The following is a 13,294-nucleotide window of genomic DNA, read 5'->3' on the forward strand; positions in this document are numbered from 1 at the left end:
GCCCTGATGCACATCACGGGCCGCTTTTTATATCTGATTATTTACCCAAACTTAAAGCGCGCACCACCAATACGACAGAGCCGTACATGGGCTGTGCGCCAATCCCGCTTGTGCCCCCGTGCAATCCAAGACAGGGTGAGCAAAATCGCCAAAGGACGTGCCCATGCCACAGATATCTCAAGACAAAAAGGCCGCTGACAATCTAAAAGGCGCGGTCTTTATGGTGGCGGCTATGGCGTTGTTCGCAGTCGAAGACACCCTACTCAAACATGTGTCCGAGCACCTGCCAGTCTCACAAATTTTGATCCTGTTTGGCATTGGCGGCACCGCCATATTCGCAGTGCTCACATGGCAACGGGGCGAACGGATTTTCAACTCTGACCTGAAACACCCCGCCCTGCTGATCCGATCGTGTTTTGAGGTCTTGGGACGGCTATTTTTCACGCTGTCTTTGGCGCTCACAGCCCTGTCCACCACGTCTGCCATCCTGCAAGCAACACCGCTTTTGGTTGCCGCAGCAGCTGCCGTTTTGTTTCGTGAAAAAATCACAGCGGGCCGTTGGGCCCTAATCGCTTTGGGTTTTGTCGGAGTACTGATGGTGCTGCGCCCCGGGCTAGACGGGTTTTCCCCACTGTCCATTTTGGCCGTGCTGGGCATGATCGGATTTGCAGGGCGTGATCTGGCGACACGCGCCGCCCCCAAGGGGCTGTCCTATGCGCAGCTTGGCGTTTACGGCTTTGCGATGTTAATCGTTTCAGGCGTTATATTGCTGGCATGGCACGGTGATATAGTGATGCCAACCGCGTTGGAAAGCCTGTCTCTTTGCGCGGCAATTATCGTCGGCGTTTCGGCTTATACAGCGCTGACCTTTGCCATGCGCACAGGCGAAATCAGCATCGTCACACCGTTTCGATATTCACGGCTTTTGTTCGCTATGATCCTTGCGGCAGTGGTCTTTGGCGAACGCCCTGATGCGATGGAAGTGGCGGGTGGCGCGGTGATTGTGGCCTCAGGCTTGGCGTTGATGATCACAGCACGCAAACGAAAATCCCGCTAAACTCATCAAATCAAAGCCCGTTTGTACAAGTGCCATGTGGCATGCCCCAACACAGGCATCACCACGAGCAACCCCAAAAACAGCGGCACCATAGCTGCAAAGGTCAGCCCCGCAACAAGACTTGCCCAAACCAGCATGACAAACAGATTTTGTTTCACGACTTGCAAAGACACAAGCATTGCCGTGACAAAATCCACTTCCTTTTCAAGGAGATGCGGCAGGCTGGTGACTGTAAGTGAAAACAGCATAAAGGCTAAAATGGCTCCCACGAACAATTCGACACCGATCATGGTTAACCCATTTGCGGTCAAGAATACCTCGTAAGATGTGGACACATTGCGCATGACAGACAAGCCCATGAACAGGGCGAAAATCATATGCGCTAGAAAAGACCAAAACAGAAAATAGATCACGATGATCGCGCCCATCCAAGGGATTTGGCGGTCTTTTTCCGAATGAACGACGCCTAAGATTTCAGACCACTTCATCGCCCCACCACGTTCCAGACGCCGCGAGACTTCGTATAGCCCAACAGCGGCAAAAGGCGCGACCAATGGAAACCCCAAAGTCATGGCAAAGGTCCATTCAACAGTCCCCGCCCCCAGCCAAACCATAAGAATGCCACCAAGCACATAAACGGTGGAAAAGAACAAGCCAAACTGCGGCGCTTTACGGTAGTCGGCCATGCCCGCCGTTAAGGCAAAGCGCAGATCTTTGAGCGACAATTTGGCGACCTGTGGAATGGGCGCTGCGTGGCTTGGAACTGTGTCAGTCATCTAAATTCCTTGGCTTCAATTTATGCCTGCGTCGACTACAACCACCATTCAAATGGCGCGCAGGACCGCACTGAAGTCAACCGAAATGCCCCGCCCCTGTCAAGCCGCGACACCCACATGCCGCATTATGGTTTTGCCGTGTCGCCAGCTGTCAAAAGAAACGAGACAGGCACGATTTCAACCGAGGCCGCGCGGTTACCCAAGGACCATTCCACCAAAGCTTTCAGTGTGTCTGATTTTGCCCGTCCAACCAAAATGATGTCTTCGTCGATACCAGAGCGAAAGGCCGCTTGATCTAAAAAACGTTTGATTGCTGACACATCTTGGTCGCGCCCATCAAAGTCACGAAACACCAAGGCTGCAGGTAAATCTGCACGTTTGGATTCTTGCATCATCGCGTTCAATCCACGTGAAAATGACACAAGGCCATGACCACTTGAGGCTGCTGAGGCCACAACCTGTGCCGCAACATCACGCGAGGCTTGAAATGACGCCGACGGCACATCCAAAAAGCCGATCGACACAGGCATCAAATCGCGGGCTTGGGTGATGGTGACCGCCACATCTTGCGCGGTGGCCCCCTCGGGTAAACCGATCAAGGCCAAGACTTCAAACCCGTTTTGGCGGTACATCTGCGCGCGTTCTGTGGCACCGGGGGCCAAGGCATCTACTGCAAACGTCACGGGGAAAGGTAGGTTTGCGAGCAGCGTCGCATTGGGGTCGATCTCGCCAATATCGACCAAAATGACTGACATTTCAGGGGCTTTGCCTAGTTTGGTGTAATCGGCTGAAAAGGCTACCAAAGCGGGCAAATCATCTGCGACAACCATAGGCGCCGCGTCTTCTTGGGCACTGCCGGACACAGATGGCAGGCGCATTGATTTCAAATTATCTTGGCGGTCAGTAAAGCTTCCAACTTTGGTTCCAATCGTCTTTTGCCCCTGAGGTGTCAGTTTTGATGGCGCGGTTTCAGGCGCAATGTCCCTATCCGACATCTGAGTTTGCGCGGGTAATTTCGGATCGATTTGCAGGGGCAGATCTGCTTTTTCTGGCGTGGTCAATTCCATCGCTTGCGGGCTGTTGACGACGGGGGTATCGCCCCCCACATCTGGGACTTCACGGGTGTCAGCCATCGGTTCACTAAGCGGGCTGGGGGCCATAATATCAGGCGATGCTGCGGTTTCGGTTTTTGGCGTTGACAGTGTATCTGGCGTCGTTTCTGTAGCCATTTCATCTGGCTTTGTGGCGCTCAGATTAGGCGTATTTACTGCCTTGGGGGTGCTCATATCGAGCGGCATATCTTGTGCCATATCGGGACTGATCGGCATGGATGGGGCAAGACTGGTACTGGGTGTATTGGGTTCATTAGAGGCGCTTGGCGCAACATCCTCTGGCACACTCTCATCAGGTACTGTTTCATCAGATGAAACAGCGTCGTCAGCGCGCATGTCTGGTGCTGCTGAAATTGGCGTCAAAGAAACTTTTTCCACCATCTGATTGGCCACAGTCATGATTCCAAAGCCCACAATCGAGCCCCACACCAAGCCTGCCAAAATTCCGCGTCCCATTCGTCGCCGCCCCTTGCTTATTCTTGTGCATATTCGTGCACGCACCAATTTTTATTGGCCTATCGTTATGCTTTGTGGTGCATTTGAAGCGTCAAAAGCTCTCAAACACTGCGAAAATCAAGTGCATGGCCTTGACCCTTCGCCCACCTTCGTGGACATGTATAGCGCGTGTATGAGCTGGGTTCATCCCCTTTCGACACAGGCCCTGCACGATGGACCCGGATCGGTCACAAATTGCTGATCAATATGCCGCGCGTCCCTATGATAACTGTTTTGGAAAGACCCGCCATGTTGCTTTTGATCGATAATTACGACAGTTTCACCTATAACCTTGTTCACTATATTGGTGAGCTTGGGGTGGAAACCAAAGTGATCCGCAATGATGATATGACCGTAGAACAAGCGCTGGCGCTCAAGCCCGCTGGCATTTTGCTGTCACCTGGTCCCAAAACACCGCTTGAAGCAGGCATATGTCTTGAGATGGTCCATGCTGCGGCCAAGCACGAGATCCCGTTGTTTGGCGTGTGTTTGGGGCATCAATCCATTGGCCAAGCCTTTGGCGGTCAAGTCGTGCGCTGTCATGAGATTGTACACGGTAAAATGGGCGCGATCTTGCACCAAGGCAAAGGCGTTTTTGCTGGGCTGCCATCGCCTTTGGCGGGCACGCGCTATCATTCTCTGGTGGTGGACCGCGCCACCCTGCCCGATTGTTTGGAAATCACGGCCGAATTGGAAGATGGCACAATAATGGGTTTGCGGCACAAAACGCTGCCCATCGAGGGCGTGCAATTTCACCCAGAAAGCATCCGATCTGAACACGGCCATGACATGCTGCGCACCTTTCTAAATCAATTCGCCAATACCAAAGAGATTTCGACCCAAAAGGTGCCAGCATGACAACAGCATATAATCCAGACAAAGCAATGAAAGCCCTTATTTTCGCAGCGTCCGAAGGCCCGATGAGCCGATCCCAAGCGGCGGAAGCCTTTGAGATTTTGTTCGAAGGTCAAGCGACGCCAGCCCAAATTGGCGGGCTGTTGATGGCCATGCGCGCGCGCGGTGAAGCGGTGTCGGAATACGCTGCCGCAGCCGCTGCGATGCGGGCCAAATGCCTGCCTGTGAAAGCCCCCGAGAGCGCGATGGATATCGTCGGCACGGGCGGTGACGGCATGGGCACGTTGAACATTTCCACAGCAACGGCATTTGTTGTCGCGGGCGCGGGTGTGCCGGTCGCCAAACACGGGAATCGCAACCTGTCGTCTAAATCCGGCTCTGCCGATGCTTTGACCGCATCTGGCATCAACATCATGGTCACGCCAGATGTGGTCGAGCGCGCGATCAACGAGGTCGGCATCGGCTTTATGATGGCCCCGATGCATCACCCTGCGATGAAAGATGTGATGCCTGTGCGCCAAGAGCTTGGCTGCAAAACCATCTTTAACATTCTAGGCCCACTGACCAATCCTGCGGGCGTCAAACGTCAACTCACAGGCGCGTTTGCCCCCGATTTGATCCACCCGATGGCGGAAACGTTGATGACGCTCGGCTCGACAAAAGCATGGCTTGTGCATGGTCACGATGGGTTGGATGAGGTGTCAATCTCTGGCCCGACCGCTGTTGCTGCTTTAGAAAACGGCGCGATCAAATCGCTTGAAATTCATCCCGAAGATGCTGGTCTGCCCGTGCATCCGCTGCGCGATATTTTGGGCGGCTCACCTGTTGAAAACGCCAAGGCTATGCGCGTGATGTTGGGCGGTGCCGCAGGGGCTTACCGCGATGCCGTGTTGTTCAACGCGGCGGCAGCATTGGTTGTGGCCGACAAGGTCAGCGATCTGAAAGCAGGTGTTGAAATGGCTGCCGAAAGCGTGGATTCAGGCGCTGCTTTGGCCAAACTCGATGCTTTGGCCGCACTGACATCAGCGAGTTAAATCCAAGGGCCTTGTAGCGGCCAATAATTCCAAAGAACAAACCATAAAAAAAGGGGCCCCAAACGGAGGCCCCTTTTAAATACAACATAAGTCACTGGTTAATTGGTTATAATTTCGGGCCCCATCAGCGAGTTTGGCAGATAGGTCGAAATAATTGGCACGTAGGTGACCAAAATCAAGAACACGAACAAGATCGCCAAGAACGGTGCGGCGGCGCGTACAACGGCCATCATCGGCATGCCAGCCACCCCAGAGGTCACGAACAGGTTCAAGCCAACAGGCGGTGTGATCATGCCGATTTCCATGTTCACGACCATGATGATCCCAAGGTGGATCGGGTCGACGCCCAGCTCAATCGCGATGGGGAACACAAGTGGTGCCACGATAACAATCAGACCTGAGGGTTCCATAAATTGACCACCGATCAGCAAGATCACGTTGACCATGACTAGGAACATGATTTTGCCAAATCCAGCCGACAGCATCGCATTGGCAATTTGCTGCGGGATTTGTTCATCGGTCAATACGTGCTTTAGAATCAGCGCGTTGGCGATGATGAACATCAACATGATGGTCAGCTTGCCCGCATCAAACAACGTATCACGCGTGTCTTTGTGGAAAAACGCGGTCACGATGGCTTGGGGTTTGCGCAGCAAAGACACACGGGCGTCAGAACCTTTGAGCGGCCCCATATCACGGTACACGAATGAGGCCACAAAGAAGGCATAAACAGAGGCCACAGCCGCCGCTTCAGTCGGGGTAAAGATCGCGCCTGTGATACCCGGAATGCCATAAATACCGACCATGATAATCACGATCAACATCAAGCCCCAGAACGCATCTTTGAACGAATTCCAAATCTCGCCCCAGCCCGCCCATTCGCCTTTTGGCAGTTTCTTGATCCGCGCAATCACATAGATGGCGATCATCAACATTGTGCCCGCCAAAAGCCCCGGGATCACGCCAGCCAAGAACATACGGCCCACGGAAACGTCGGTCGCAGAAGCGTAAACAACCATCACAATGGACGGTGGGATCAAGATGCCAAGCGTGCCTGCGTTACAAATCACGCCAGCGGCGAAGTCTTTGGTGTAGCCCACTTTTTTCATTGCAGCGATCACGATCGTGCCGATGGCAACAACTGTCGCAGGCGACGAGCCAGACAAGGCTGCAAAAATCATACAGGCAAACACACCCGCGATGGCAAGACCACCATGCATGTGGCCGACACAGGCGATGGAAAACCGCACAATGCGCGTCGCCACGCCGCCTGTGGACATGAAACTAGAGGCTAGAATGAAAAACGGAATTGCCAAAAGCGTGTAATGCCCCGCCATAGCTTGGTACAAAGATTGCGCCACAGAGGCGAGCGATGTGTCTGAAAACATGAGCAAAAAGATCATGGACGACAGGCCAAGAGACACAGCAATCGGCACGCCGATCAGCAACAATCCCAAAACCATAGCAAATAGAAAAATGACATCCATTGCGATTATTCCTTGTTCAAGTCGGCAGCAGCGCGCTCGACGTCTTCTTCGGCTTCATGCGACACGATCAAACTGGCCTGTTCACCTTTGATGATACGGATCGTCGCTTGGACAACACGCAGCAAGATCAACGCACAGCCAAAGGGGATGATGGCATAGGGCACAACGCGGGGCAGTTTGTCATAGCTGTCACCATAGTTGATCGCATCTTCCAGCCAGCGGAAAATACCCAACATCGGCACTTGATCCGTCATGTAAAACGCACGATCACGGGTGTTTTCAGTAAAGCCAAGCGGGAACCAGCGGCCTTCTGTGGGCTGCAAGGCTGCAAAGGGCGCCCAGTAATCCCATGCGCCTTTCATCAAAAGGCTTGCATAGATCAAACAGACGGCAGCTGACAGTAATGCCGTGATACGTTGACCGCGTGCAGGCAGCATATTGGTCACAGCGTCCACGCCCAAATGCGTGGTCTTTTTGAACCCATATGAAATGCCCAGCATCACCAACCAAGCGAAAAGGATCAGCACCACTTCAAGACCCCAAATCAGGGACTCGTTAAACACGTAGCGCATCACCACATTGACGAATGTGATCAGGGTCATCACCCCAAGAATGGCTGCGATAATGTTTTCTTCGACGCTGTCAAAAAAGCGCCCCAAGGCCGTGCCTTGGCTGTCATCATGATGTGACATGTCTTTGTCCCTTGTTATTTTGGGTCGGGGGGCGGCGGCGCTATTTGGATCAGCGCGGGGATCACGGGGTTTGAAAATGGCCCCAAACCGTTCTGTGCGGCGGGGCCATTTTAGATTTTTACATCAAAGACTTAGTGCTTTGCGTTGATCTCTTGTGCGGCAGCAATATTGTCTGCGCCAACATCACCTTCGAACTGTGCCCAAACAGGTTTCATCACATCGACCCAAGCTTGGCGTTGGTCCGCATCCAATTCACGGATCACGCCGCCTGCATCCAAAACAGCTTGACGGTTTTGCATGTCAACGTCAGCGATGGCTGCGTTGCGCTCAGTTGTGACTTCCATCATGATTGTGGACAGCTGATCACGGATATCCGCATCAAGACCTTCCCACCAATCAACAGATGTCACGACCATGTAGTCCAAAAGACCGTGGTTTGTTTCTGTGATCCCGTCTTGGACCTCAAAGAATTTTTGGCCGTAGACGTTGGACCATGTGTTTTCTTGACCATCAACAACGCCTGTTTGCAACGCGCCGTACACTTCTGAGAATGACATCGGCTGTGGTGACGCATCAAGCGCTTCCATTTGAGCAACCAAAACATCAGAAGGCTGCACGCGGAATTTCAAACCAGCGGCATCTGCTGGCAACACAAGCGGTTTGTTCGCAGAGAATTGTTTCAGACCATTGTGCCAGAACCCAAGACCCAAAAGACCACGACGTACCATGGCTTCTTTCATGTCTTGACCGGTTTCAGACTGTTGGAATTCTTCCACAGCATCCATGTTTTTGAACATGAACGGCAGATCGAAGATGCGGTAAATTTTGGTGAATGTTTCAAACTTAGACAGGCTTGGCGCCGCCATTTGCACATCGCCTTGCAGCATGGCTTCTAGCACTTGGTCATCGTTGTACAGTGTGGAGTTTGGGTAAACTTCGACACAGGCTTTGCCGTCCATTTCAGCATTCACACGCTCCATGAACAGGTTGGCAGCGATGCCCTTTGGGTGCTTGTCAGTGTTGGTGACGTGGCTGAATTTGATAACCATTTCGCCAGCGTCACAGGCCGCCATTGCAGATGTACCAGTGACGGCCAAAGCGAGCGCGGTAGCGGCAGATGCGAGAAATTTCATAGGTGTCCTCCCAGACAAGATGTCATAATTTTTGACCTCGGCCCGTTGAATCAGGGCGCTGCAGGTTCAAGGCCAGACAACAGCCTGTCGGCAAAGGCGACAAGGGGAAGTGACAGCTTTGTGAAATATGTAAATATTTCATTAAATTTCAGATCGTTACAAACGAACCGGTCACATAACAGCCATGCGCCGCACGCATACTGTGCGGATCACCGCACATAGGTTAGCGATCACTGTGCGGAATATCGCACACAGACGCACAATGTCTATCGCCCCCTATCAGCGATACAATTCAGCCAAAACACCATGTCGTGTCAGTTTGTCGTAAAATGTTTTGCGTGGCAGTTTTAGGCCTTTGGCGGCTTCTGTCGCGTTGCCGTGGTGGCGTTGCAGGGCCGATATCAACAAAGAGCGTTCTACCTGTGCCATTTGTTCGACCAAACCCAATTCCCCCTCAGGCGCGCCCCCATCCGACAGTCCCATGACAAAGCGCATCGCGGCATTCATCAAACTGCGCGCATTGCCGGGCCAGTTTTGCGCCATCAAATTCGCGATAATTTCTGAAGTGATTTCAGGCACGGGCAGATTGGTTTGCTCGCACGCGATATCAACATAATGGCGGAACAGCACAGGAATGTCTTCGGGGCGTTCGCGCAAGGGCGGAATGCGGATCACAGCGGCCTCAAGCCGATAAAACAAATCCGCCGAAAATCCATTTCGCGCCACCAAATCAGACAGATTGGCATAGCTGCCCGCAATCAAACGCGGACGATCATGGGTCTCAAGCAAATCCAACAATGAAAATTGTACATTTGATGGCAAAGCAGCGACTTCGTCGATGAAAATAGACCCTTCTGCAGCATCTTGAAAGGCCGCGGTCAAAGTGCGGGGTGTCATAGCCGCGCCAGAGAATTTCAAGAACGGCGCGACGGACCCAGCAGACAACAGATGCACGACTTCGGCCATTTTAGCGGTGCCCACACCAGGCTCGCCCGTGACCAACACATCCGCAGCAGAGCGCGCCACCGTGCGGGCCTCGCTGCGCAACCGTTTGGACAGAGCCGACGTGCCACGCAACAGCCGCGCGGCTGCATCACCCGATTCCACTTGGCGCTTCAAACGTCGATTTTCCAACACCAGTGCCCGCGTGCGCAAAGCCTTTTCCACCACGGCCACAAGTTCTTTGGGCGAACATGGTTTTTCCAAGAAATCAAATGCACCGCTGGAAATCCCTTTGACCGCCATCGGAATATCGCCTTCGCCCGTCAGCAAAACAACAGGCAGTTCTGGGTCGAGCCCTTGGGCATATTCCAATAGGGCAAACCCGTCTTTGCCCGGCATCCGAATGTCTGTGACAACGACGCCCGCGAAATCCCGAATGATGTGATCTTTGGCTTCGATATACGTGCCAGCCAAGGTGGGCACCAATTCTGCCAGTTCAAGCGTTTGCCCCAAAGCCTCGCGCACTGATGCGTCATCATCGACCAAAAGCACACGATCCACAGCATTGGTTCTTTTCATCAGACGGTCTCCTGAAGGGGTGTGACAGCGCGGGCGGCAGGCAAGGTGATCACAAATTCTGCCCCGCCCCCCGCAGGGTTATGGCCTTGGATGGTGCCGCCAAAACTTTGGATCAGCCCATATGAAATAGATAGGCCCAGCCCCATACCTTGGGCCGCGCCCACGTGTTTGGTGGAATAGAATGGCTCGAATATCTTTTCTGGTTCGAAAATGCCACCGCCCGTATCGCGAATGGACAGGCGGACCATATCGGCAGCTGTATCTGAATGCGCATCGGGCACGCCCAGCGCAATGCTGACCTGTTTGAGATCACTGTCGGCCACAGCGTCCACGGCGTTGGACACAAGGTTCATCACCACTTGTTGCAGCCGCACATCGCCACCACGCACCATGGTATTTGGCACGGGCTGCCAATCGATGGAAACACCGCCAGCGTGGATTTTGCCCATGGTCATTTCCAAAGCGGCATCGACAACGGCGCTTAAATCAACATCGGAAATGGCTTCGTTTTCTTGCCGCGCAAAAGCCCGCAGGTTTTTAATGATACGCCCCATGCGCCGCGATAGGTCTGCAATCCGCCCAAGGTTCTCGCCCGCCTTGGTCGCATTGCCACGTTCCAAGAACAGTTGTGCATTTTCCGAAAAAGACCGGATAGCCATCAAGGGCTGGTTCAGCTCATGGGAAATGCCCGCAGACATCTCGCCCAGCGCAGATAGTTTTCCCGCTTGCACCAAATCCGCTTGAGCGCGTTTGAGACGTGCTTCGGCTTCTTCACGTTCGGTCACTTCGCGCATCAAATCACGGTTGGCAATTTCTAGAGCTTGGGTGCGGGTGGCGACGCTGGCCTCTAGGCGCGTGTTGGCTTCGAACAACGTGCGGCGGCGCTCTGTTGCGAGCACCAAAAACGCGCCAAAGGCAAAGGCAATCGCCCCAGCCATCCCCGCCTGCATCGCAGCCAATGTGCGTACGGGGGCCAGATCATACAAAAGCTCCCCCGTCATATCCACGACGGGCAAAGGTTGGCTGATGTGTAAAACGCTGGCTGGGATATAAGGCCCCGCCACCATAGACCACACATCATGACCACCAATCACACGCTTGCGGGCAACAGGGAAATCCCCAGCACCCCCGCCAGCCAAGATCAGCTCTGTGCGGTTGGTCACAAAAATCACGTCATCTGTATCTGTGAAATACACAGCGAAAGGATCAGCAGGCCATCCCCATTCAATCGATTCCACATCGACATTGACCAAGACAGCGCCTTGGGCCGCGCCATTGGGTTTAAACACAGGAGCCGCATAGACAAACCGCCGCGCACCGTTGCCATCGACGAAATGCGCCACGCCCAGCGCACCGTTCATCGCCCGCGCAAAGGCAGCATCAGCGCCTGCAGGTAATATGGAACTTTGCGATGCGGCCAAAACGCGCCCTGTGTTGGACACAAGCACCAAAGACTGCGACCCAGTTTTGTCGGCCATGCGTTGCAACAATTGCGCCGCGGCATCATGCAATTCAGGGTTTGTGCCCCCGCGCTGTAAGATCAAAGAGGTCACTGTGGGATGCTCGGCCAAGATCACAGACAGTTCTCGGTACCGCTCAAGCCCTGTGCGCAAGCGATCTGTAGACAGGGCCAAGTCGGCCTTGGCGCGCCCTGCGGCTTGGTCCAGTTCAGATCGAAACGCCAGCGCATAGACCCCCAACCCAATGGCGATCACGACCAGCAACAACACCATCACCTCAACCAAACGCCGCCTTAGGGCATTTGTGTGCAGGTCGCTAAGGGGCGTAAAACTTGGATCATGACTTTGGTTCATATGGGCGCAGTTTAGAAACTCCTGCTTGCAAAGCAAAGCACCAAGCTTCACGGTCTCGCACGTAATTGCAACTTGACCAGACTGAGCCAACATGAGCCAACCGATGACATCCCTGTCCCAAGATCCCAAAGCACCTGATTTCGTTCAAAACCCCTATGCGTTTTACGACAGGCTGCGCAGCGCTGGCCCACTCGCCTATTGGCAAGAATTGGATCTGCCCGTGATCGCGTCATACGATGGGGTGAGCATGGGATTGAAAGATCGGCGGTTTGGACGTGAGGCTCCTGAGGGGTTCAAACCCGTTGTAAAAGACCATCTGCGGCCGTTTTATGACGTTGATGACCATTCCATGTTGGAATTGGAAGGCGACAGACATCGCAGACTGCGCTCACTGGTTTTGCGAGCATTCACATCGCGCAGGATCAAAGAACTGACACCTGAGATCACTGCGATTTCCAATGATCTGATTGATGGGTTTCCCAGTGGCGATTTTGATCTGCTCAAACAGTTTGCCACCCCCCTGCCCATTCGGATCATTTCGCGCCTGTTGGGTGTGCCCGAGGACATGAGCGATCAATTGCTGGCATGGTCCAACGCTATGGTGGCGCTGTACACCCCTATGTGTTCGCGCGAGACTGAAGACGCCGCAGCGCTGGCCGCCACAGAGTTTTCAGATTTCATGCGCAGTTATATAGACCAGCGGCGCAGCTTGCCTGCCGATGATTTGATCACGCATTTGATCGCGGCTGAGCAAGACGGCGAAAAGCTATCGACACAAGAGTTGATCACCACCTGTATTTTGCTGCTCAACGCGGGGCATGAAGCCACGGTGCATGCTTTGGGTTTGGGTGTGAAAACTCTGCTAGAGCACCAAACACCGAAAGAGATGCTGGGCAATGACGCGATTGATGGCACAGTAGAAGAATTGCTGCGCTTTGATCCCCCCCTGCATTTGTTTCAACGCTGGGTGAATGACGACACCACATTTTTGGGCCAAGATTTTAAAAAAGGTGACAAAATAGGGTTGCTGTTGGGCGCGGCAAACCGTGATGATGATGCCTGGGATGATCCGCATGTGTTTGATCCCACCCGTAAAGTGAAACAAAACACGGCCTTTGGCGGTGGCATTCATTTTTGCGTCGGGGCACCTTTGGCGCGGCTTGAAATGCGGATCGCTTTGCAGGTGTTATTTGAACGCTGTCCTGATCTGCGCCTTGCCCAGCCCCCACGCTTTGCCAACACATGGCATTTTCATGGGCTAGAGACATTGATGGTCCGCACATAAGCCTCTAACAAGACACACGCAGATCAGCAGACA

Annotated in this window: 11 protein-coding genes; 4 read left to right on the top strand and 7 right to left on the bottom strand. The window is 53.6% G+C overall.

Annotated elements, in window-relative coordinates:
• Positions 1-163: 163 nt before the first annotated feature.
• A complete protein-coding gene (locus BM025_RS00310) occupies positions 164-1,057 on the top strand; it encodes a DMT family transporter (protein ID WP_085847467.1) in 894 nt (297 codons plus the stop codon).
• Between the two features lie 5 nt (positions 1,058-1,062).
• Here BM025_RS00310 and BM025_RS00315 read toward each other — a convergent pair whose 3' ends face one another.
• A complete protein-coding gene (locus BM025_RS00315) occupies positions 1,063-1,833 on the bottom strand; it encodes a DUF2189 domain-containing protein (RefSeq protein ID WP_085847466.1) in 771 nt (256 codons plus the stop codon).
• Positions 1,834-1,958: 125 nt separating this feature from the next.
• Positions 1,959-3,401, bottom strand: a complete 1,443-nt coding sequence (locus tag BM025_RS00320) for a divergent polysaccharide deacetylase family protein (protein WP_085847465.1) — start codon at positions 3,399-3,401, stop codon at positions 1,959-1,961.
• 288 nt (positions 3,402-3,689) lie between these two features.
• Here BM025_RS00320 and BM025_RS00325 point away from each other — a divergent pair, with 288 nt between their 5' ends.
• Both BM025_RS00325 and trpD read left to right on the top strand, forming a co-directional pair.
• Positions 3,690-4,298 (top strand): anthranilate synthase component II, encoded by a 609-nt coding sequence (locus BM025_RS00325; RefSeq protein WP_085847464.1) that lies wholly within the window; start codon positions 3,690-3,692, stop codon positions 4,296-4,298.
• Positions 4,295-5,329: an anthranilate phosphoribosyltransferase gene (gene trpD / locus BM025_RS00330; protein ID WP_085847463.1), complete on the top strand. Its 1,035-nt coding sequence runs from the start codon at positions 4,295-4,297 to the stop codon at positions 5,327-5,329. The genes BM025_RS00325 and trpD overlap by 4 nt, the downstream gene beginning before the upstream one ends.
• Before the next feature lie 98 nt (positions 5,330-5,427).
• Here trpD and BM025_RS00335 read toward each other — a convergent pair whose 3' ends face one another.
• The 5 genes from BM025_RS00335 to BM025_RS00355 all read right to left on the bottom strand — a co-directional run bounded on the left by BM025_RS00335 (position 5,428) and on the right by BM025_RS00355 (position 11,976).
• A complete protein-coding gene (locus BM025_RS00335; protein ID WP_085847462.1) occupies positions 5,428-6,816 on the bottom strand; it encodes a TRAP transporter large permease in 1,389 nt (462 codons plus the stop codon).
• A 5-nt stretch (positions 6,817-6,821) separates the two neighbouring features.
• The gene (locus BM025_RS00340) at positions 6,822-7,508 is read right to left on the bottom strand and encodes a TRAP transporter small permease (protein ID WP_085847461.1); all 687 of its coding nucleotides are present in this window, start codon (positions 7,506-7,508) and stop codon (positions 6,822-6,824) included.
• Positions 7,509-7,639: 131 nt separating this feature from the next.
• Positions 7,640-8,641, bottom strand: coding sequence for a DctP family TRAP transporter solute-binding subunit (locus BM025_RS00345; protein ID WP_085847460.1), 1,002 nt, complete (start codon positions 8,639-8,641; stop codon positions 7,640-7,642).
• A 279-nt stretch (positions 8,642-8,920) separates the two neighbouring features.
• Positions 8,921-10,162, bottom strand: coding sequence for a sigma-54-dependent transcriptional regulator (locus BM025_RS00350; RefSeq protein WP_085847459.1), 1,242 nt, complete (start codon positions 10,160-10,162; stop codon positions 8,921-8,923).
• Positions 10,162-11,976, bottom strand: coding sequence for a sensor histidine kinase (locus tag BM025_RS00355; protein ID WP_085847458.1), 1,815 nt, complete (start codon positions 11,974-11,976; stop codon positions 10,162-10,164). Before BM025_RS00355 ends, BM025_RS00350 begins: the two co-directional genes overlap by 1 nt.
• Before the next feature lie 103 nt (positions 11,977-12,079).
• Here BM025_RS00355 and BM025_RS00360 point away from each other — a divergent pair, with 103 nt between their 5' ends.
• Complete coding sequence (locus tag BM025_RS00360) at positions 12,080-13,261, top strand: cytochrome P450 (RefSeq protein WP_085847457.1); 1,182 nt, start codon at positions 12,080-12,082, stop codon at positions 13,259-13,261.
• The last annotated feature ends 33 nt before the right edge of the window (positions 13,262-13,294 follow it).

Origin of the sequence: Pacificibacter marinus (genome assembly GCF_900109555.1) — a bacterium.
In the GTDB taxonomy this organism is placed as follows: Bacteria; Pseudomonadota; Alphaproteobacteria; order Rhodobacterales; family Rhodobacteraceae; genus Celeribacter; species Celeribacter marinus_C.

Bases quoted from the DNA above. Each gene is read 5' to 3' on its own strand.
- BM025_RS00310 (WP_085847467.1), top strand. From the start codon at position 164: ATGCCACAGATATCTCAAGACAAAAAGGCCGCTGACAATCTAAAAGGC.
- BM025_RS00335 (WP_085847462.1), bottom strand. From the start codon at position 6,816: ATGGATGTCATTTTTCTATTTGCTATGGTTTTGGGATTGTTGCTGATC.
- BM025_RS00320 (WP_085847465.1), bottom strand. From the start codon at position 3,401: ATGGGACGCGGAATTTTGGCAGGCTTGGTGTGGGGCTCGATTGTGGGC.
- BM025_RS00325 (WP_085847464.1), top strand. From the start codon at position 3,690: ATGTTGCTTTTGATCGATAATTACGACAGTTTCACCTATAACCTTGTT.
- BM025_RS00360 (WP_085847457.1), top strand. From the start codon at position 12,080: ATGACATCCCTGTCCCAAGATCCCAAAGCACCTGATTTCGTTCAAAAC.
- BM025_RS00345 (WP_085847460.1), bottom strand. From the start codon at position 8,641: ATGAAATTTCTCGCATCTGCCGCTACCGCGCTCGCTTTGGCCGTCACT.
- BM025_RS00315 (WP_085847466.1), bottom strand. From the start codon at position 1,833: ATGACTGACACAGTTCCAAGCCACGCAGCGCCCATTCCACAGGTCGCC.
- BM025_RS00355 (WP_085847458.1), bottom strand. From the start codon at position 11,976: ATGAACCAAAGTCATGATCCAAGTTTTACGCCCCTTAGCGACCTGCAC.
- trpD (WP_085847463.1), top strand. From the start codon at position 4,295: ATGACAACAGCATATAATCCAGACAAAGCAATGAAAGCCCTTATTTTC.
- BM025_RS00340 (WP_085847461.1), bottom strand. From the start codon at position 7,508: ATGTCACATCATGATGACAGCCAAGGCACGGCCTTGGGGCGCTTTTTT.
- BM025_RS00350 (WP_085847459.1), bottom strand. From the start codon at position 10,162: ATGAAAAGAACCAATGCTGTGGATCGTGTGCTTTTGGTCGATGATGAC.